The sequence below is a fragment of the Acinetobacter sp. 1294596 genome, from assembly GCF_000582925.1.
GTDB lineage: Bacteria > Pseudomonadota > Gammaproteobacteria > Pseudomonadales > Moraxellaceae > Acinetobacter > Acinetobacter radioresistens.
Genome location: NZ_JFCC01000029.1, coordinates 16599 through 38171 on the forward strand (window position 1 = coordinate 16599; position 21573 = coordinate 38171).

Sequence of the window (21573 nt, forward strand, 5' to 3'; positions counted from 1 at the left end):
ATTAAAATTTATTTAAATAAGTATCATAAAATGGAGTTTGTAATGCTCGAACTGGAAACAGGTACACCTTATACGGAAAATGATCATACCCAAGCAGGCAATCCAAGAAGACCGGTAAAAACCTTAAGCTCGCTTGTCTGTGGACAGGAATATATTGCCCAGCAGGATTTACGTACTGTCTATCACGCCATTACTGGTGAAGCTATTTATCAGGTCAGCAGTTATGGTATTGATATGCAGACAGTGGTTAACTATGCCAAAACTCAAGGTTCACTTATTGCGACATGGAGTTTTCATCAGCGCGCACATGCGCTCAAGCAGGTAGCACAATATTTGCTGGAACGTAAGGAGGCCTATTATGAACTGGCGAAAGCAACCGGCTGTACCCGTAAGGATGCCTGGGTCGATATTGAAGGTGGTATAGGTACACTGTTTGCCTACTCCAGTCTGGTACGCCGTGAACTCAGTGATGAAACAGTATTGATTGAAGATAACTGGATTCCACTTTCCAAACAGGGCACCTTCGGGGCAAAGCATCTACTTACCCCTAAGACTGGTGTTGCCGTACATATTAATGCCTTTAATTTTCCGGTTTGGGGGATGCTAGAGAAAATTGCGCCAGCGCTGCTTGCCGGTGTCCCTTGTATTGTTAAACCTGCGACAGAAGGCGCAGAACTTACACATGCTGTGGTTCAGGCTATTTATGCCAGTGGTTTTCTGCCTGAAGGCACTTTACAGTTAATATGCGGTCAAACTTATGACCTGCTAGAACAGTTAGGTCCACAAGATATCGTAACCTTCACTGGCTCTGCAACAACCGGACAGAAATTACGCGCCCACCCTCATCTTAACCGCTACTCGATTCCGTTCAGCATGGAAGCAGACTCAGTAAACAGTGCCATTTTAACCGAAGGAGCCAGCGAAGAAACTATTGAACTGTTCGTCCGTGAGGTTTATCGGGAGATGACGTCAAAAGCCGGGCAGAAATGTACTGCCATTCGTCGGGCTTTTGTGCCGGCTTTCCTGCTGGATACAGTGCAACAAAAACTGCTAGCCCGACTGGAAAAAGTTGTAGTCGGTGATCCAGAACATGAAAATGTGACGATGGGTGCGCTTGCCAGTCTCAAACAAAAATATGATGTCGCTGAAAAAGTCGAACTGCTGAGCCAGGAAGCAAAGATTATCTTTGGTGGACATAATGATCAAAATTTTCAGTTTCACTCAGACTCTCCTGAAAAAGGTGTATTTTATCCGCCTACCTTACTATGCTGTTCAAATCCGGTCACTGCAAGATATGTGCACGAGATTGAGGCTTTTGGTCCAGTTGTAACTTTGATGCCTTATCAAAACCAAACTGAGCTGACTGAGCTGGTTGCCCGTGGTGAAGGTAGTCTCGTTGCTTCAATTGTTCGCAATACAGAGCAAAATATTGAAAGTCTGATTGCAAAAATTGCGCCGTGGCATGGTCGTATTCATATTCTGGATACAGAAAATGCAAAAGAGAGTACCGGTCACGGCTCACCCTTACCGCATCTGGTTCATGGTGGGCCAGGCCGTGCAGGTGGTGGAGAAGAGCTCGGAGGCCTGCGAGCAGTCAAATATTATATGCAGCGTACAGCCATTCAGGGCTCACCTGACGTCATGACACAGATTGGACATAGCTGGACAGCAGGTTCAAGAGTGTTTGAAGATCGCGTACATCCATTTAAGAAAAGCTTTGACGAGCTTCAAATTGGTGAACGTCTGCTTACAGCACGTCGGACAGTTACCGAAGCCGATATCGTAAATTTTGCCTGCTTAAGTGGTGACCACTTCTATGCCCATATGGACAAGATTGCCGCGGCAGATTCATTATTTGGTGAACGCGTGGCTCATGGGTATTTTGTTGTATCTGCCGCAGCGGGCCTGTTTGTAGAGGCAGCACCAGGACCGGTTATTGCCAATTATGGTATGGATAACCTGCGCTTTGTTGAGCCGGTAAAAATAGGTGACACTATTCAGGTTGAATTAACCTGTAAGCAAAAAACGCCAAAACCTCAACGTGAGCCAGAGCAGAAACCACATGGTGTGGTTGTCTGGGATATCAAGGTTAAAAACCAGCGTAATGAACTGGTAGCAACCTATGACATTCTGACGCTGGTTGAACGCGCTGCATAAATACAGGTAAATTTCGGGATAAAAGTCTGCTGAAGGACTTTCATCCTGAAATATAGTTATTTATAGAGCAAGTCTAAAAAAACTAACTATTTGATATAATAAGTAAAAATAATCATAGTTTACCTAAATCATTTACTTATAACAAAACATAAAATTAGGATACTGTACTTCACTCTATACCATGCTAGAAGTGAAATATATAAGCTGATAAAGAGATGATCTGATGCGTGTCCATTTCCTGAACAGTATTTCAACCTGTCCTTTAGGGGGTGCTTTGATGGATGGCTTTTCCTATGCCAAGTTACGGGGGCGTTTGACCTGTACCTGTGTGCTGATTGAAACAGCTGATAGTCTGGTACTGGTTGATACTGGTTTTGGATTACGTGACATTGCTTCTCCACGTACCCGCCTCGGCTGGTTTTTCCGTTTTCTGGTCAGTCCAGAGTGGCGTGAAGAAATGACAGCAATCCGGCAGATTGAACGTTTAGGCTATGACCCGCGTGATGTAAGACATATCATTTTATCGCATCTGGATTTTGACCATGCTGGCGGACTGGATGATTTTCCCCATGCTACTGTTCATATGATGCAAACAGAACGGGATTATGCCCTTTCGCAAAAGACCTGGCTGGACCGGCAGCGTTTTCGTCCACAGCAGTGGTCTTATCGCGAGAAATGGAAAGTATATAACCCTGATACAGGAGAAGGCTGGTATGGTTTTAATTCAGTAAGAGATCTGGATGGGTTACCACCTGAGATTTTATTTGTTCCTCTTTCAGGTCATACACATGGTCATGCCGGCATTGCCATTCAGGCTGGAGATAAATGGCTGCTTAATGCTGCTGATGCCTATTTTTATCATAAGGAAATAGATCCCGTCAGCCCATGCTGTACCCCTGGCCTGCGTTTTTACCAGACCATGCTGGAAAAAGACCGTAAAGCGCGTCTCTCTAATCAGGCCCGTTTACGCCAGCTTCATCAGCACCATGCACATGAAATTGATATATTTTGCTCGCATGATAGTCATGATTTTGAACGCCTGAGTGGCCGTTCGGCAGAGTTACCTGCGTCCTTCTTCAAATAGCTCGCTTCGAGTAAATTTTATAATAATTTTAAATACCTGAAAAAATATCTGCTTATGGGCCGGTTAACATGGAACAGTTCGGTTTGTACTGCTGTAGCATTATGGTATCTGCCTCTAAAAAATCCAGTTCTGCCGGATGATGAGTAACATAGATCATTGGGAGTTCAATATGGCTTTGCAATTGTTTAAGAAAGGGTAAAACCTGCTGTTTTAATTGCTGATCTAAGCCGCTTAGAGGTTCATCAAGAAGCAGCAAGTCTGGAGATGAAAGCAGAGCCCGACCTATTGATACCCGCTGTGCTTCACCGCCCGAAAGTTGGTGAGATTTACGCTGGAGTAATTTTTTTAATTCAAGTAAGTCAACTATATGTTCAAGGCTAATTTTTTGATGGACTGTTTTTGAGAATTTTTTCGCGTAATGCAGATTTTGTAATACATTCATATGGGGAAATAATAAGGCATGTTGAAATATCAGAGCAATATGTCTCTGATGAGTAGGAAGGTTCACATTCTCTACTGTATCGAGCAAAGTAGTTTCTTTAAAGACAATCTGGCCTTCTACCGGAGATAATAAACCTATAATGTTTTTTAAGAATGTTGTTTTCCCGCTTCCTGATGCTCCCACAATCCCCAATACCTGCTGTTGCATGGTCAGGTTTACATCTAATCTGAACCCTGGCTGTTGATAGTGAAATTTGCATTTGAGCATATCACCCCTCCAGTTTTTTCTGGTATTTCTGTAAAATGAAGTAATTGGCGATGAGGGCTGAAAAAGCCAGTACCAGAGATAACATCCCCAGCCGCAGAGCCATTTCTTCACCATTGGGCTGCTGTAAAAAAGAATATATAGCAATAGGCACAGTACGGGTCTCACCAGGAATATTGCCTACAAAAGTAATGGTCGCGCCAAACTCTCCGAGACTCCGGCTAAAACATAAAATACTGCCAATGATCATGCCGGGTAAGGCCAAAGGTAGACTAATACTGTAAAAGACCTGAACAGGTGTAGCGCCAAGTGTACCTGCTATATGTTCTAACTGCCGGTTCATTAACTGAAAAGACAGGCGGATTGGCTGTACCATTAATGGAAATGCGACTACCATTGAAGCCAGCACGGCACCTTTCCAGTTAAAGGCCAGTTCCAGTCCAAGAATATGCAGATATTGACCGATCAGCCCTTGCTGACCAAATAGTATAAGTAACAGATAACCTAATACAACAGGCGGCAAGACCATCGGGAGCTGTAATAAGGCTTCAACCATAAATTTTAAACGAAATTCATAACGAGCCAAGTACCAGGCTAATGCAATAGCAAACGGTAAACAGACCAGCGTTGCAAACAGGCCAACTTTGGCTGATAAATAAAGTGCACTCAGCTCTTCTGGTCCGAACATGATTATCCTTAAGGTTTAAGCGAAAAGCCGTAGTGATGAAATATAGTTTTTGACTGTATTGACTCTACAATAAACTTTTGGAATCGTACCGCTTCAGGGCTGTTACTTCCTGCCTTGGTCAAGGCAAGCGGATAAATAACAGGATTATGCAAATGCTCAGGAAAGATTCCTAGGATTTTTACTTTTTGACTGATCAAAGCATCTGTCTTGTACACGATTCCCAGTTTACATTCTCCCCGTTCTACAAAGGTCAGCGTAGAACGTACATCATCTGTACCTACAATGCGCCCTTTCAAATCATTCAGCCAGCGTAATCTGGTCAAGGCCTGTTTAGCGTATTTGCCTGCGGGAACAGTCTCCATCTGTGCTGTACACAAATATCCATTAAAAACTTTAGCTATTTTAAAGTCCGGCTGCGGCTTGAATGGAATATGTAGGTATTTGGGGCTAATCATAACCAGCTGATTACCCAATAAAGGCCTCACTTGATCCGCATGAATTTTATTTTTTCTGACCAGATAAGCCATCCACTCCTGATCTGCTGAAAAAAATAGATCACTACTGGCTCCGGCTTCAATCTGTTTAGCCAGAGTTGAAGAGCCACCAAATACTGTGACAATTTTAGTTTGTGGATATTGAGCCTGATAAATTTTAGCGATTTCAGTCATGGCATTGTTTAGGCTGGCCGCTGCATAGATCTTAACCGTACCGGCCTGTGTAGAGGAAAATGTCAGTGTCAGGCACATATAAGAAAACAGGATTTTTTTCATGTGCATTTTCCTTATTACTGAATAAATAAGCCTTGAACCATATCGCCTTGACTCAGGTTTCGTTCTGCCGGAACCCGTACCAGACAATTAGCCTGCATTAAATTACTCAACATATGTGATTGCTGCCTGGACAAACTCTTAACTGTTAAAACCGAATCATCAAAGCTTGCGTACATTCTTAAAAAACGTTCTCTGGCATCCATTTTTAGATCATGGCTCAGTACCGCATTAAACCAGCTCGGCTGATTTTTTTGACCTTGTAAAACGTTTAATAAAGTGGAAGTATAGACTTGCATACCTACATAAACCGCTGCAGGATTGCCCGGTAGCCCTAGCAGATAACAAGCGGACTTGTCATTACGCTGTAAGTACGCAAAGAATATGGGTTTACCCGGCTTCTGTTTTACTTTCCAGAAAATCTGTTCAAAACCTGACTCTAAAGCAACTGGACGAATAAAATCATAATCTCCCACCGATACACCGCCAGTGGTTAAAATCAGGTCATAACTTGACAATAATTTCTGGATGAGTGCCTGTACAGCCTCTTTGGTATCAGCAATATGAAAGATTTCTACTTGCTGCCCTGCCTGCTGAAACCATGCCTTAATCAAGGGTCCATTGGCATCAAAAATTTTTCCTGCTGCAAAGTCCTCTACACTTTCAGCAACTTCATCTCCTGAAATAACTATGGCAACTTTAGGATATTGAAAGACTTCAACGGTATTGATCCCTGCCATGCTTAAGGAAGCAATTACTCCGACAGACAATTGCTGACCTTCATTTGCCAATAATTGTCCTGCTACAATTTCTTCGCCTACATCCCGGATATCAATATTAGCTTTTAGGTTTTCGATGATTTTAATTCTGGATGAATTGATTAGCTCAACTATTTCCTGACGCGCCACTGTAGTAGTTCCAGATGGAATTTTGGCCCCAGTAAAAATTCGGACTGCCTGCTCTGCCTGGAGTTGTACTTCGACCTGCTGACCGGCCCGAATTTCACCGATGAGCTGGAATTCACTTTCCGGTTCAATCGCTTTTTTGGCACAGATGGCATACCCATCGACTGCACTTTGTGAAAATAAGGGTAAATTGATTGAAGAATAGATATTTTCAGCCAGATAGCGATTTAAGGCGTTCTGTAATTCAAGTTTCTCAGTATCTAAGGGCTGCACATGTTGCAAAATGCGATCCAATGCCTGATCTACACTGATCAGGCCATGTTCAGCACCACACCTTGAGCTGATAGTATTCATTGATACCCTCCCTGATGTGGAATATTTTTTTGCACATCAAACAGATGGATCAAAGCGGGTAAAACTGCAATCAAAGATTCTTTGGCACCTTGACGGCTGCCTGGTAAAGTCATGATCAGACTATTCTCGATATAACCAGCGACACCACGACTTAAAGCAGCATAGGGCGTACGTTTCTGACCAAAATTGCGTGAAGCTTCCATCAAGCCGGGTATTTCCCGCTTTAATAAAGGCTGTAAGGTTTCAACAGTTAAATCTTTAGGGCCGAGTCCTGTTCCGCCTACCGTTAAAATGAGTGGATAATCATTTTTCTGTTGTTCAACCAGTGCCAGTAACTGTTCAGGATTGTCCGGAATGATCTGATAGGCAATATTTGCGAAATTAGCTTCCTGTAATATTTCCAGGACATTTTGCCCTGCTGTATCCGGCTTTTTACCGGCAGCAACCGTGTCTGACAATACAATGATAGAAGCAGGCAAGCTGTTTTTTAAAACGCGGGTAAAATGTGATTTCCCCCCTTTTTTCTTTTGTAACTTGCATTGATCCAGTGATAAATCTTCTGGTTCACAATGAGGCTTTAACATATCATACAGTGTTAAACCGGCCAGACTGACTGCCGTTAAAGCTTCCATTTCCACACCCGTTGGGCCTATGGTTTCAACTATCGCAATAATTTCAACATGCGTATCAAACAGTTTATATTCTACGTCAGCCCGGTAAATGGGTAATGGATGACATAGTGGAATGAGCTCATCGGTACGTTTAGCTGCCAGAATTCCTGCAATGCGAGCCGTCTTGAGAGCATCACCTTTTTCAGTATTACCATTGCGTAATAATTCAATACAATGTGGCGGAGCATGCAGAATTCCTGTGGCCACTGCAGTACGGTAACTTTCTGCTTTCATCCCGACATTTTTCATTGCCTATTCCTGTGGTTCATTCTTTCTTTAAACAAGCGTATTTTCAGTTCTAGCTTATAGCGGCCATTGATAAATCAATGGAGTGTTCTCTTTGGTGTGACGGCAATGCTGATGCTTTTCGGCTGAATGTTCTGGATGATGATGTGCATGACTAAGGTCTGTTTCATCTTTACGGATACAGCAACCCTCAACATATTGGCTACTGCCATCTATATAGAACTCTTCTTTCCAGACCGGTACCTCATGTTTGACCCGTTCTACTGCTTCTTCACAGGCTGCGAAGGCTTCCCGGCGATGTGCTGCATAAGCAATGGCAATAATGGCTTTTTCACCAATCTCCAGTGTCCCAATCCGGTGTATTACACGTACATAAGATACGCCGTATTTAACCTGAATTTCCTGTTCAATCTGACTAATCATTTTTTCTGCAACGGGTGTATAGGCAGTATATTTTAGTGCTTTTACTGCTTTGCCTTCATGGTGATTCCGAACCGTACCGATAAATACTCCAATCCCACCACATTCAGGAAAAGACTGGATCAGATCAAAAATTTCCAGCTTTAAAGCAGCCTCCTGAATCCGGGGAAACCGTTTGTATTCGTCCATTTCAACCTCCTGCTACAGGTGAAAGTAGTACCAGCGTGCTGTCAGTAGTGAGTGAAGTCTGACGTGAAATAATATCTTCACCAATTGCACAGGCACAGCGTTCCATTATGGCAAGGGCTTCAGGATAGTTATGTCCCACCTGATCCAATATCTGAGAAACTGTACTTTGAGATTTGCAGATAATTTCGAAATTTTGCGGTAACTGCCGTTCTACCGCACCGAAGGCTTCAATTCTGATTTTGATTTGTGACATCTTAGCCTCCTATCATATGCATGCTAATCTTGCGGCTGTTTTGGTTCATATTCTGACTTTTTAAACGCTGTGCTATAGCGTAAAAGCCTTGTTCTTTGTTCCAGATGTATGGAGATAAAATGCTGTATAAATTCACTTCACCCAAAGGTAAAGAAGAACCCAGAGAGCGGATTTCATTTTTAATATTCAAACCTTGTGGTGCAAACAGGCAGTTATAAAATTCACCTTGTGCTGTCAACCGTAACCGGTCACAGCTGCCACAAAATGAATTGGTAATGGTCGAGATAATTCCAATCGGATGGCCATCAATCAAATACTGTCTTGCAGGTTCCGAACCTGACTGTGCAGAGTCATTGTTTTTTTCGGTGAGAGTAAATTCAGTCGCCAAGGTTTCTAAAATATATTTTTCACTGACCACATGTTCCGTAGACCATTTTCTATCCCCATCCAAGGGCATAAATTCAATAAAACGCAGCATAATTTTTTGCTGAACCGACCAGCGTGCCAAAGGCAGAATTTGATGGTCATTGATTCCGTTCATCAATACACAATTGATCTTGATCGGTAAGCCAGCAGCTTTGACTGCCTGAATTCCTTCCAAAACGGGTGTTAAATCTTTTTGGGTCAACTGCTTGAACTGCTTGTTATTCAAGCTATCCAGACTGATATTCAAATCATCCAGCCCGGCCTGTTTTAAGTTATCTGCATATTGCTTGAGGTAGTGTCCATTAGTGGTCATCGAAATACGCTTTAGGCCCAGCTTTCTTAGAGCTTGAAGCTGTTCAACGAAATGCACTACTCCCTGTCGCATTAAGGGTTCACCACCAGTAATGCGGATAGCTTCTATACCATGACGAACCATAAAATCACAGAATTGATATAACTCTTCAAAACTGAGCAGGTCTTGTTTTTTCATCCATTCAGGATGTTCTGGCATACAGTAGACACACTTAAAATTGCAGCGATCAGTCACTGAAATACGTAGCTTGCGCTTGCTGCGGCCAAACTGGTCGACAAATAATGCAACGTTTTCAAGCTGTGTCATCGTCTTCATGTTGAATATCCATCTTCAGACTGCGGGCTGGTTATGCGCATCTGCAATGCTTGATACCTGCATTGCTCAATCTTGTAATAATCAGGTTTGCAATAAGTGTTCCAACTTTGCGCTAAAAGAAAAATATTCAGTTTTAGTGCAGAAATTTGAGCTGCTGATACTGTTGCAGCTCATCCAGCGAATTAATACTGTGAAAAAATAGGGCATGATTTTTAAAACATGCAACTTGAGCGTGCAAATCACTAAAACAGTGTTTAAGACTGCGCTGTTCTTGTTCAATATGTAAATTCAGGGTTACCAAGCTGCTGCGCTTGACCAGACAAAATGGATAAAGTGGCTTACCATTGATTTCGACATAAGCGACTTCTGCCAGATTATTTTTAGCTAGAGCCACATGTAGCTTGAGCAGTACTTTGGATGGGATATAGGTTACATCGCAGGGTACAAATAGCACATAGTCTGATTGCACATGCGACCAAGCACTTTTCATGCCCATTAATGGCCCCTGAAAACCGGTCTCATCATCCTGATAATAATAAATATTTGGAATAATTTTTTGATAAATGGAATAGTCACGATGACTATTGATCCAGACCTGTGCAATATTTGGTTTCAGTTGTTGATAAATTTTAATCAGCTGAATCTGTTCATCAAATTTCTGCAACAGTTTGTTGATGCCATTCATCCGTCTGGCCTGTCCACCGGCTAGTATCACCAGATCAGTACGCGGATAAACTGTTTTATTATTTTCTCTCTTGCTTCCTTTTTTCATCCTACTATCTCCATTTGGCATGCTTTAATCAGACCACGGATTTCAGGCAGACATGAACCGCAATTTCCTCCAGCTTTTAAACATGCAGTTATCTGTTTTTCATCCATAATATTTTTAGTTTTAATGGTTTCAATAATGCGGTTTTTACCGACTTTAAAACAGCTACACACCAAGGGACCTTCATTATTCACCATGGACATTGGCTGCCCGGCGAGTAAGGCTTTACGATGCATGGCACTTAAACGTTCACGTTTAAACAGGTTGGCTATCCAGTCCCGGTCTGGTAATAAAGCCTTCGGTGCAATATACAGGCTGGCAATTAAGTGACCTTCTTTCAGTACTACAGTATGGCTGATGTGAGCAGTTTGATCTTCAAGATTTAGCCATTCAAAACTTTCATCCTGAAATGGGAATAATTCTTTTAAATGCTCAGTAGTATGAGCGAATTTTTGACGATCTGCCAGTTCATAACGGAGAGCTTTGGTGGTGGTGATCTTTACCCACCAAACCATATTTTCAATAGACGATTGCACGGTTTTTTCAAAACCCTGACGTACATAAAATACGCCTTGCCACTGAATATGAAAGGGTTGTATGAGCACTGGTGTGTGTTTAAATTCTGGCTCACCGGAAATAGCATCGACTACCGGATTCACGATCTTGCCGATCCTGGCGTCAGAGGCCACCTGGTCATTCCAGTGAATCGGTGCAAAGACCTGTCCACGGCGAATATTGTCACTGACCATTGCACGTAAAACACAATTTCCCCATCTGGATTTAACTTCTACCAGCTCGTCATCTTTAATCCCGTATTTCAAGGCATCATGCGGATGGATTTCACAATACGGTTCAGCACGGTGTGTACTTAAATTGGCAGAGAGTCCGGTACGGCTCATGGTATGCCATTGATCTCGGATCCGGCCAGTATTTAAAATTAAAGGAAATTCACTACAGATTGGATAAACTGGATCTACTGCAGAGACCGCAATAAATTTAGCTTTGCCATCGGCATGGCTAAACTGACCTTGGCTATATAGTCGAGTGACTAAATCATCTGCCTGATCTTTGCTCCACACTGGCCACTGCACTGGTTTTAGCTCATTGTACTCAGCCAAGCTTAAATCGGTTAAACCCTTTAAATTGAAATAACGGAAATATGGTGTTTCAGATCGCTGACTTAAATGAGAATTTTGTTCGGCAGATAATCGGGCATGTTCCAGAAAAATGTCGTGGCTGTTATTAAAATCAAAACCACTAAATCCCATTTTTTGAGCCACCTGACTGATGGCCCACCAGTCAGCTTTGGCTTGCCCTGGTATATCTAAAAAAGCTCGCTGTCTAGAAATACGACGTTCCGAATTAGTCACGGTTCCGTCTCTTTCACCCCAACCAAGTGCAGGTAACAAGACATCGGCATATTGTGTGGTATCCGTATTTTGGCAAATCTCCGACACTACCACAAAGTCACATTTTTCCAGAGCTCGTTTGACCTGATCGGCATCCGGCATGCTCACAACTGGATTGGTCGCCATGATCCAGATTGCTTTAATCTTGCCGCTTTCAACTGCCTGAAATAAATCAACGGCTTTTAGCCCTGCCTGCTTGGCAATATAGGGACTTTGCCAGAAATTTTGCACCAGTTGCTGATGGCTTTCATTTTCCAGCTCCAGATGGGCTGCCAGCATGTTGGCCAGTCCACCCACTTCACGCCCGCCCATCGCATTCGGCTGTCCGGTCATAGAAAATGGTGCGGCACCCAGTTTGCCAATTTTCCCCGTCAATAAATGGCAGTTGCTAATACTATTAGCCTTGTTTACTCCTTGAGAAGACTGATTAACTCCCATTGAAAATAAGGTCATAACTTTTTCAGTTTGGGCAAATTTCTCATAAAAGTTTCGCAGTTTATCAGCAGTAATGTCAGTACGCTGAGCCACTGCTTCAATGGAAGATTCAGTTTCACTCTGTACTAAAGTCTGTTCTAGGCCTTGTGTATATTGAGCAATAAATTTATGGTCTGCGTGACCATTTTTCCAGAGATACTGCAATAAACCATTAAACAGTGCCACATCTTGTCCGGGTAAAATCGGCAAATGCAAGTCCGCAGCTTCACAGGTGCTGGTAAAGCGGGGATCAACTACGACTACAAACAGGTTACGCTGTTCTTTGGCTTGCATGATGCGTTGATATAAAACTGGATGGCACCATGCAGTATTGGAACCCACTAGTACTACCATATCGGTATGTTCAAAATCCTCATAACTCGCAGGGACAATATCCTCACCAAAGACGCGTTTATGTGCGGCAACTGCCGATGACATGCAAAGTCGTGAGTTGGTATCGATATTGGCTGTACCGAGATAGCCTTTAACAAATTTATTGACGACATAATAGTCTTCAGTTAGTAATTGGCCCGATACATAGAAGGCAATACTGTCACGACCATATTGATCAATACATTGCTGGAATTTTTTGGAAATAATAGAAGTCGCAGTATCCCAGCTAGTGATTTCTTGCTGATCTTTACGCCCGATTATCGGTTCTAGGACACGGGTTTCCAGTCCCAAAGTATCTGCCAGATTACTGCCTTTAATGCAGAGCTTGCCATAATTAGCAGGATGATTGACATCGCCTTCTATCGCTACTTTCAGTCCTGATGGTGTTGGCGTCACATGTGCCGTTACTCCACAGCCCACGCCGCAGTATGGACAGGTCGTTTGCGTAGTTATTGTTTTTAAGTCTGTAGAGCTTTCAAGTTCCACAATGGGAATACTGTTCATGGATGCTCCTTAAGTTTTGTAACGGGCTATTTAATTCTTTTAAAAGGGGGTTCATTACAACGGTGTCTTTTCAATTCGACTCATTTTTCTGGATGAACCTTTGGTTCCACCTACTTTTCTTTCGGGAGAAATAGGCAAAACTATTGTCATCCGTAAAAATCGCCTTAATCCATCATTTATCAAAAAGCTTGCAGAAACATTCATTTTCTTATGTTGTCTTGGCTTAAACAGTTGCGGATAACATTTCGCATATCCTGTTTTTCCATGACAAATTGATTTTTCAACCTGCTTTCTTTAATGCAAAATCCCGACCAAAAAGCAGCTTGTTGCGAATATTTGTAATTGGGGTTTGATCTGCAATTAGTTCCGCATACCATGCGCCGTCTTCAGTGTCGCCAAACAACACTGCACCAATCACTTTATCCTTTTGAATAATAATGCGCTTGTAGATCTGACGTTTTTCGTCATTGAGCACGATATCTTCAAAATCTTCTTTCGGTTCAAAGTCACCTGCCGAGAACACATCACAACCACTGACTTTAAGTTGAGTTGGAACTGTTGGCGCTTTGAAAATCAGGATGCCATGCCCGGCCAGATGCGATGCACAAATGAATGCCTGGCCCCATAGGGGTTCAACCAGGCCAAAGGTTTGACCACGGTGCTCGATACATTCACCTACAGCATAAATACTCGGATCAAAAGTCTGCATGGTGTCATTCACCAATACACCGCGGTTGCACCGCAGACCTGCACTTTGCGCCAAGCTTATGTTGGGACGAATCCCCACAGCGAATACCACCAGATCAACATCCAGCACAGTACCATCTTTGAGTTTTACCTGAGTGACATGACCATCTTCACCGATCAGACATTCAGTATTGGCTTCAGTTAGGACTTTAATGCCCTTCTGCTCAATTGCTGTTTTTAGCATCTGGCTGGCTTTGATATCTAACTGACAGTCCATGATGCGATCCATCAGATGCAATACTGTGACATTCATGCCTTGCTGTTTCAGGCCATACGCCGCTTCTAGACCCAGCAAACCACCGCCGATGACTACCGCATTTTTTTTAGTCTTGCAATAGGCCAGCATCTGGTTGACGTCATAAATATTACGGAAACTGAGTACGCCTTTTAAATCACTACCTGGAATTGGTGGAACGAATGGTTTAGAACCGGTGGCAAGAATCAGGCGGTCATAACTGATTACTTCACCTTTTTCGGTATACACATGCTTACGCGGACGGTCAATGCGGACTGCCGGATCACCGGCAATCAGGCGAATACCTTTGTCGGCATACCAGGCATGCGGATGCAGCATGATGTCATCAATGGTTTTCTCACCCGAAAGTACAGGTGATAGCATAATACGGTTGTAGTTGCCCCACGGTTCTTCGCCAATCACGGTAACTTCATAACGGTCTGGCGCCATATCCAGCACGTCTTCCAGACAACGCATGCCCGCCAGACCGTTACCGACCAGTACCAGCTTCATTTTTTCAGGTGAAACACCGTTATTGGTAATATAGGTTTTTTGTGGCACAGGGCTAATGGATATCTTGCCATTTTCAATTTTGCTTGGAAATACCAGGAGCTTCTGGTCTTTATCTTCCAGACAGCGGCCCGTCGCCAGGCTGAAATGCTGCTTATAAATGGGTGAAGCGACGACGCGCTCACCTTGTAAATCACCAATGATGCCGCGTGACATCACAAAAGCCTTACTAAATGGGTCCTGGTTACTCAGCGCATATACTCGTTTTTCTGATCCTACACGGAAGATCGCAATTGATTGATCTTCTACTAATGCTGCTACACCAGTATTTGGGGTGATGTCGTCCAGTGCACACACTTCTACCCAATTTAGTTCATTCATGTCTTTAAAAATAGTCATCTTCTTGCTCCTTTGTTATTTGAATCAGGCTTCCACTACTGCAATACGGTTTGCATCACGTTCAGCTTTTGTTTTTGGACGAATCTGGCCACGAACTTCTGTAAACTGGATATGTGAGTCGTTTTGCTGTTCAGCCTTGGCATTAATAAAGGTTTTGAAACGTTTACGGACTTCTGGATCTTCAACTGCAGTACGCCATTCATCCTGATAAGTGCCCACCACATGCTCCATACGACGCTCGAGTTCTGTTGCCAGACCCAGTGAGTCATTCACAACGACATCTTTCAGATAATCCAGGCCACCTTCGAGATTGTCGCGCCATACTGAAGTACGTTGCAGACGATCAGCCGTCTGGATATAGAACATGAAGAAACGGTCGATATAGCGAACTAAAGTTTGTGTATCCAGATCTGATGCTAGTAGTTCAGCATGACGCGGTTTCATACCGCCGTTACCGCAAACATACAGGTTCCATCCTTTTTCAGTGGCAATCACACCCACGTCTTTGCTTTGTGCTTCGGCACATTCACGGGTACAGCCAGATACCGCCATTTTCAGTTTATGCGGAGAACGTAAGCCCTTGTAGCGGTTTTCCAGATAGATCGCCAAGCCCACAGAATCATCCACACCATAGCGGCACCAGGTGCTACCCACACAAGATTTCACGGTACGCAGCGATTTACCGTAAGCATGCCCCGATTCAAAACCGGCATTGATCAGTTTTTCCCAGATTTCTGGTAATTGATGCAGTTGCGCACCAAACATATCGACACGCTGGCCGCCAGTCAATTTGGTGTACAGACCATATTCTTTAGCAATTTGACCAATTACGATCAGACCATCTGGAGTGACTTCACCACCTGCCATACGAGGAACGACAGAGTAAGTACCATCTTTTTGAATGTTACCGAGGTAGTAGTCGTTACTGTCTTGCAGGCCGGCATGGATTGGTTTCAGGACAAAGTCGTTCCAGCAAGATGCAAGAATATTGGCCACTGTTGGCTTACAGATATCACAGCCCAGACCATGACCATGTTGCTGGATCAGGTCATCAAAAGTTTTGATCTCATTGACGCGCACCAGGTGATACAGCTCTTGGCGTGAATAAGCAAAGTGTTCACACAGATGGTTATTCACTGTCACGCCTTGGCGTTGCAGTTCAGACTTCAATACTTGAGTGACTAAAGGTGCACAACCACCACATGCAGTAGCTGCTTTGGTGCATTTTTTCAGAGCGCCTAGTGAAGTTGAACCATCGGCAATCGCTGAACAGATATCCGCTTTAGATACGTTATTACATGAACAGATCGTTGCGCTGTCTGGGAGCAGGTCTACACCGCTACCGCCTGCTTTTGCAGTCGCTTGATCAAAGCCCGGCATGATCAGGCTTTCCGGATTTTCCGGGATTTCCAGACCATTTAGCATCATTTGCAGCAGGTCGTTATATTCTTTGGCACAACCGACCAGCACTGCACCGAGCAGTTTGGTTTTTTCTGCATTAACCACAATTTTCTTGTAGATCTGTGCCGCTTCATCGGCATAGAAATAGCTCAGTGAACCTGGTGTCATGGCATGTGCATCGCCAACTGATGCAACATCCACACCCATCAGTTTCAGCTTGGTGCTCATGTCTGCGCCAGCAAATGCTGCACATTCTTCTTGTAGTACATGTTTCGCAGCAATACGTGCCATGTCATAGCCTGGTGCAACCAGACCAAAAATCTTGTTATTCCACAGCGCACATTCACCAATCGCGTAAATGTCTGGATTGGAAGTTTGGCAATAATCATTGATCATGATCCCGCCACGCTCACCGATTGCCAGTCCGCTTTGACGTGCCAGCTCATCACGTGGACGGATCCCTGCAGAGAACAGAATGATGTCGGTTTCCAGCTCAGCACCATCACCAAACTTCATCACGTGCTTGGCATTGACACCATCTTCAATAGACGAGGTGGCTTTTTGGGTATGGACTTTAACGCCCAGATCTTCGATTTTGCTGCGTAATACTTTACCGCCAAGATCATCAATCTGTACTGCCATTAGGCGTGGTGCAAATTCAACCACATGCGTTTCCAGATTCAGGTCACGTAGTGCCTTAGCTGCTTCCAGACCTAACAGACCACCACCAATTACTACACCGGTTTTTGAATTCAGGCTGGCTGCACGAATGGCATCCAGATCTTCAATAGTACGGTAAACAAAGCAATTTTCACGATCATTACCCGGAATTGGTGGAACAAAAGCATAAGAGCCAGTGGCTAAAACCAGTTTGTCATACGCAATCACATCGCCATGATTGGTAGTCACTGTTTTACTAATTGTATCAATCGCAGTGGCTTTAGTGCTTAAACGTAGATCAATTCCATAAGCATCGGCGAAGTCTGTACGGCAAAGGGTTAAATCCTTGGCTGATTTACCGCTAAAATATTCTGTTAAGTGAACACGGTCATACGCCAGATGCGGCTCTTCTGCCAGAATCGTGATTTCAACGTCATCACCCGTATGCTCAAGCACAGATTCAATAAATTTGTGTCCTACCATGCCATGGCCAATCATTACCAGTTTCATATTCCTTCTCCTAAATTTTCTAAATCTTGTATCTTGTGTTTTAAGCCAGGTTGTTTCGTTCAAGAACAGCTTCTTCATATAGCTTTTGCTCTTTGGCCTTATGCTCAACCGAGAAGCGAATCATCAGAACAAAACTTGCTGCAATCACGACCAGGCCGCCAAGTGCCATCAGACAGGTTTGAATATCCAGCATGCCTTTGAGTAAGAATCCTGCTGCGACCGCACCCACGTTACCGCCTGCACCGATAATGCCGGCCACACCGCCTAAAGCATCACGGTCAATAAATGGCACCAGCGCATATGTTGCACCACATGCCATATGGGTAAATAATGCAAAGACAGTCATTGTGATAATGGCCAGCATGGCACTGTTCATTTGCGAGAATAAAATTAAAAACAGGCCTTCCATCAGAATCATGGCGAACAGCACTTTAGTACGTCCATCCAGTCCCTTTTTAATTGCCACCTTATCAGATACAATGCCGCCCAAAGCACGCGCAAATAATGCCAACAAGCCAAATATGCCTGCTGCCATACCGGCTTCTTTAAGGCCGAAGCTGAAGTGTTCGACGTAATACATCGCCACGATGTTATGTATGAAGATTTCAATTCCGAAACAGGCTGCATAGGCCCCAAATAAAATCCAGACCCGATAGTTACGTGCCGCATGCAGCAGAATCGCCATGCCACCTTTTTTCTCGCTTCCGACCTGTACACCTGCTGCCCGCAGTTCCTTGAAATTACCTTGTGGACAGTCCTGGGTAAATTTCCAGTACAATGCCCCAACAATTATCATCATTATCCCTGGAACAATTAACGCAATTCTCCAGCCTAAGGTCTGTTCAACTCCAAACATTACCAATGCAGCAAGAAGCAGCGGCATGAGCGCCTGAGTGGCTCCACCACCGGCATTTCCCCAGCCAGCTGTGGCAGCATTGGCGGTACCTACTACATTGGATGCAAACATGATGCTGGTGTGATATTGAGTAATTACAAAGCTGGCACCAATAGCGCCAATCAGTAAACGAAAGAACAGAAAGGATTCATAACTGTTGGCAGAGGCTACTCCAAAGACTGGAAGACTGCCAATAATGAGTAATGCGGTATAAGTTTTGCGCGGGCCGTATTTATCACATAAAGGACCAACGATGAGTCTTACGAGAATGGTGATTGCAACTGCAGCAATATTAATATTGGCTATCTGGTCTTTGGTCAGATGAAACTCTCCTGCAATAACTGGCATTAGCGGTGCACAGGCAAACCAGGCAAAGAAGCAGACAAAAAATGCGAGCCAACTCATATGGAAGGCCCGCATCGCTGCAGTACTAAAGTTAAATAGACTTATTTTTGTTGCTTTTTTAGCATTTAAATTTGAAGACATAAGCCATCTCCTACCTGAACTGAACGCATGGACTGGTCTGTTAGTGTTGCCACCTTACAGATTCGAACAGAGCGGACGTCGTTGGCCGTCTTACAAATTTTGAGAGTCTTCTTTGACCCATTCAGTAATATGCAGTTAATATGCCAATTTTAAAAATTATTTTATATTCTATTGATTTTATTTAATTTTTATCAATTAACTAATTTTAATAGTTTTAATTTTATATAAGTTTACTGGTTCGAATCTAAGAATTGCATTATTAAGGTGCAGAGGGTTAAAGCAAAGAGCACTTATTCTGTATTTCTCCATTGAATTTTAATCATCGTGTCTTAAATTTTTATATCAGATTGGCATTCTAATTGCTTTAGATCTTTAACAATTGTTAGAGACACAACCCGAGTGTTGCATGTCAAAACTTAAAATAGTTTTAATCGATGATGACCTGGAGCGAGCAGAATATATTAGAGTTTCTCTGCTGGAACATCATTTTGATGTGGTGGCCTGTCTTGTCATTGACCACTCTAATATGTCTTATTTGCAGCAGTTGCACGCAGATGTAATTCTGCTTGATATACAAAATCCGCATCGAGATATTATTGAAAACTGTGTCAGCCATTTTGATTTGCCTACTGTTCTTTTCACCAAAAATAGCCACAAGGATACGATTAAAAGTGCTATCGATGCTGGAGTAACCGCCTATATCGTTGATGGGATTGATCCGGCCAAACTTGACAGTATTTTGCAGATCTCGATTGAACAGTTTAAAAAATACCGAAAATTGCTTAATGCCTTAAAAGAAACCGAAGGAAAACTGGCTGACCGTAAGGATATTGAAAAAGCCAAAGTGCTACTCATGCAAATGCATCATCTCAGTGAAGAAGATGCATTTCGCCTGTTAAGAAAAAATGCCATGAGCCATGTATGACCATGGGTAAAATGGCAAGAAGGCTTCTTGACGCACAGCAATTATTACAGACCAGATTAAAGGATTAGGTTATGAAACAGCTTGAAAAAACAGATATTCAGCTAGGCTATATACCATTACTGGACTGTATTGCTATTTTATGGGCCAAATATCGTGGCTTTTTTACAGAAACTGGTTTAAATGTCCAGCTGGTTAAAGAACCATCCTGGGCCAGTCTGCGTGATCGGCTAGCTTTTGGTTTTCTCGATGCTGCACATTGTCTTTCTGCAATGTTACCTGCTGCTGCAATAGGTCTTGATCAGTCAGGGATACCTTTTCAAACACCATTAATATTAAGTACCAATCAGGCTTATATCAGTTTAAGCCAGAAACTGTGTTTTGAACTGGATATTAACTCTAGTGATACAGCACAACAATCTGCACAAAAAGTAGTGCAAGCTTACTTACAGGGACGTCCAATTCAATTAGCGCAGGTTTTTAAATACTCGCTTCATCATTATTGTTTAAGAGAATGGCTGGCTCTGGCCGATGAACAAGTCGCCCAGCACTTTGAATTAAAGACTCTGCCACCGCCGTATATGGTTGAGGCTGTTTCTAATCACTTAATTGATGGTTTTTGTGCAGGTGAGCCTTGGAATACCCAAGGAGAATTACAAGGTTATTCAAAAATAATTACTTCAAGCCAAACCATTATTCCTAAAGTCGCCGATAAAGTATTGGCAGTAACGGCCGAATGGGCTAGCCAGCATCCAAATACATTAACCGCTTTAGTCGAGGCTATTCAAAAGGCACAATATGAATTAAAACAAATGCAAGATTATCAGCAAATCTGGCAACTACTTATTCATTACAATATTATCCGGTTTCAATGTTCTGCTGAGATACATGTAGACAAATTTTATTTTATAAAAAATATTATACAGAACTTTATTGGTGAGTCTGCTCAGCCCCAACTAGCCGATTTTATATGGTTAACTGAAAAAATGCTGAAATGGGAACAGCTTGATTCTTATTCTTCGGATTTCCACCAACTTGGTCAAAGTTGTATATACAAACTTCAATGCTGATATTGGCTCCGGGAAGTTATTTGGATTACTATTAAAAATGAGATAAAAAGTTCTTATAGCAAAACTTTTTATCTCATGAAACGTTTTTAAAGATACTAAGATTAATTTTATAATTCAGTAACCTAGCGGTCTATAATATCATTTATATCTTCAATATCCTCATTATTATAGTCCTCTGGTACTACACCCCCATCGTGTTCATTTCCGTCGCCGTAGTCATCTTCATTAACCAGATCATCTTCTTCTGCTGGTGTAATTCGAATCTGGCTGGCGGTTTCAGGTGAAAGGTCGATACCGGCTTCATCATCTTCAGTGAATTCGATATAGTTGACTCCGTGCTCGGCGTCATCTGGATCAGTCATACTTGGGATAATCCGAATTGCGGCCATTCCCTTTCCTGATACTTCAAATGTAAGAATATAGCCATTAAAACTTTCCGGATCATGGGTTCCATCCAGATAGGAAGCCTCATAGCTGATGTCACCAACTGGGATAACTGTTCCGTCTTCTAATTTTATCTCTTCAGGAAGATTAATTTTCGGCTCATTAATATCTTGCATATTGTTCTTCATATTTTAATCAGTTGTTTTTAAACTTGCATAAATCTGAAAGAAATGTAAAGTAATTTTATACGGGCTTTTTTTTAAATTTATATCGCTTCTGTATAGAATATTAAGCATTATTTACTGTAATTT

Annotated in this window: 17 protein-coding genes and 1 pseudogene; 4 read left to right on the forward strand and 14 right to left on the reverse strand. The window is 42.8% G+C overall.

Annotated features, from left to right (window positions below; genetic code table 11):
• Nucleotides 1-42 precede the first annotated feature (42 nt).
• Nucleotides 43-2157 (forward strand): phenylacetic acid degradation bifunctional protein PaaZ, encoded by a 2115-nt coding sequence (gene paaZ, locus J502_RS10740; RefSeq protein WP_005014236.1) that lies wholly within the window; start codon nucleotides 43-45, stop codon nucleotides 2155-2157.
• A gap of 223 nt (nucleotides 2158-2380) precedes the next feature.
• Nucleotides 2381-3241 carry an MBL fold metallo-hydrolase gene (locus tag J502_RS10745; RefSeq protein ID WP_005014234.1) on the forward strand — a complete coding sequence of 287 codons (861 nt, stop codon included), beginning with the start codon at nucleotides 2381-2383 and terminating at the stop codon, nucleotides 3239-3241.
• Between the two features lie 52 nt (nucleotides 3242-3293).
• Here the strand turns inward: J502_RS10745 and J502_RS10750 are convergent, their stop codons facing one another.
• The 13 genes from J502_RS10750 to J502_RS10810 form a co-directional block, all read right to left on the reverse strand.
• A complete protein-coding gene (locus J502_RS10750) occupies nucleotides 3294-3950 on the reverse strand; it encodes an ATP-binding cassette domain-containing protein (RefSeq protein WP_005014233.1) in 657 nt (218 codons plus the stop codon).
• A gap of 1 nt (nucleotide 3951) precedes the next feature.
• The gene (modB, locus tag J502_RS10755) at nucleotides 3952-4635 is read right to left on the reverse strand and encodes a molybdate ABC transporter permease subunit (protein WP_034684094.1); all 684 of its coding nucleotides are present in this window, start codon (nucleotides 4633-4635) and stop codon (nucleotides 3952-3954) included.
• 8 nt (nucleotides 4636-4643) lie between these two features.
• Nucleotides 4644-5405, reverse strand: a complete 762-nt coding sequence (gene modA, locus J502_RS10760) for a molybdate ABC transporter substrate-binding protein (RefSeq protein ID WP_005014230.1) — start codon at nucleotides 5403-5405, stop codon at nucleotides 4644-4646.
• A 14-nt stretch (nucleotides 5406-5419) separates the two neighbouring features.
• Nucleotides 5420-6661, reverse strand: coding sequence for a molybdopterin molybdotransferase MoeA (locus J502_RS10765; protein ID WP_005014225.1), 1242 nt, complete (start codon nucleotides 6659-6661; stop codon nucleotides 5420-5422).
• Nucleotides 6658-7581 carry a bifunctional molybdenum cofactor biosynthesis protein MoaC/MoaB gene (gene moaCB, locus J502_RS10770; RefSeq protein ID WP_005014224.1) on the reverse strand — a complete coding sequence of 308 codons (924 nt, stop codon included), beginning with the start codon at nucleotides 7579-7581 and terminating at the stop codon, nucleotides 6658-6660. The genes J502_RS10765 and moaCB overlap by 4 nt, the downstream gene beginning before the upstream one ends.
• A gap of 54 nt (nucleotides 7582-7635) precedes the next feature.
• Nucleotides 7636-8187, reverse strand: coding sequence for a molybdenum cofactor biosynthesis protein MoaE (locus J502_RS10775; protein WP_005014222.1), 552 nt, complete (start codon nucleotides 8185-8187; stop codon nucleotides 7636-7638).
• A 1-nt stretch (nucleotide 8188) separates the two neighbouring features.
• Nucleotides 8189-8440: a MoaD/ThiS family protein gene (locus J502_RS10780; RefSeq protein WP_005014220.1), complete on the reverse strand. Its 252-nt coding sequence runs from the start codon at nucleotides 8438-8440 to the stop codon at nucleotides 8189-8191.
• Between the two features lies 1 nt (nucleotide 8441).
• Nucleotides 8442-9494: a GTP 3',8-cyclase MoaA gene (moaA, locus tag J502_RS10785; protein ID WP_005014218.1), complete on the reverse strand. Its 1053-nt coding sequence runs from the start codon at nucleotides 9492-9494 to the stop codon at nucleotides 8442-8444.
• Nucleotides 9495-9627: 133 nt separating this feature from the next.
• Nucleotides 9628-10266, reverse strand: a complete 639-nt coding sequence (mobA, locus tag J502_RS10790) for a molybdenum cofactor guanylyltransferase (protein ID WP_005014217.1) — start codon at nucleotides 10264-10266, stop codon at nucleotides 9628-9630.
• On the reverse strand, nucleotides 10263-13043 hold the full coding sequence (locus J502_RS10795; protein ID WP_005014216.1) for a nitrate reductase: 2781 nt from the start codon (nucleotides 13041-13043) through the stop codon (nucleotides 10263-10265). Before J502_RS10795 ends, mobA begins: the two co-directional genes overlap by 4 nt.
• Before the next feature lie 280 nt (nucleotides 13044-13323).
• Nucleotides 13324-14934 carry a nitrite reductase small subunit NirD gene (gene nirD, locus J502_RS10800; RefSeq protein ID WP_005025954.1) on the reverse strand — a complete coding sequence of 537 codons (1611 nt, stop codon included), beginning with the start codon at nucleotides 14932-14934 and terminating at the stop codon, nucleotides 13324-13326.
• A gap of 24 nt (nucleotides 14935-14958) precedes the next feature.
• Nucleotides 14959-17505 carry a nitrite reductase large subunit NirB gene (gene nirB / locus J502_RS10805; RefSeq protein ID WP_005025956.1) on the reverse strand — a complete coding sequence of 849 codons (2547 nt, stop codon included), beginning with the start codon at nucleotides 17503-17505 and terminating at the stop codon, nucleotides 14959-14961.
• Between the two features lie 40 nt (nucleotides 17506-17545).
• The gene (locus J502_RS10810; RefSeq protein WP_017401088.1) at nucleotides 17546-18886 is read right to left on the reverse strand and encodes an MFS transporter; all 1341 of its coding nucleotides are present in this window, start codon (nucleotides 18884-18886) and stop codon (nucleotides 17546-17548) included.
• Nucleotides 18887-19292: 406 nt separating this feature from the next.
• Here J502_RS10810 and J502_RS10815 point away from each other — a divergent pair.
• Nucleotides 19293-19879: pseudogene (locus J502_RS10815) on the forward strand (ANTAR domain-containing response regulator).
• Nucleotides 19880-19882: 3 nt separating this feature from the next.
• Complete coding sequence (locus J502_RS10820; protein ID WP_005014206.1) at nucleotides 19883-20878, forward strand: ABC transporter substrate-binding protein; 996 nt, start codon at nucleotides 19883-19885, stop codon at nucleotides 20876-20878.
• A 122-nt stretch (nucleotides 20879-21000) separates the two neighbouring features.
• Here J502_RS10820 and J502_RS10825 read toward each other — a convergent pair whose 3' ends face one another.
• Entirely contained in the window at nucleotides 21001-21450 is a 450-nt protein-coding gene (locus J502_RS10825; protein ID WP_249301567.1) for a hypothetical protein, read from the reverse strand.
• Between the last annotated feature and the right edge of the window lie 123 nt (nucleotides 21451-21573).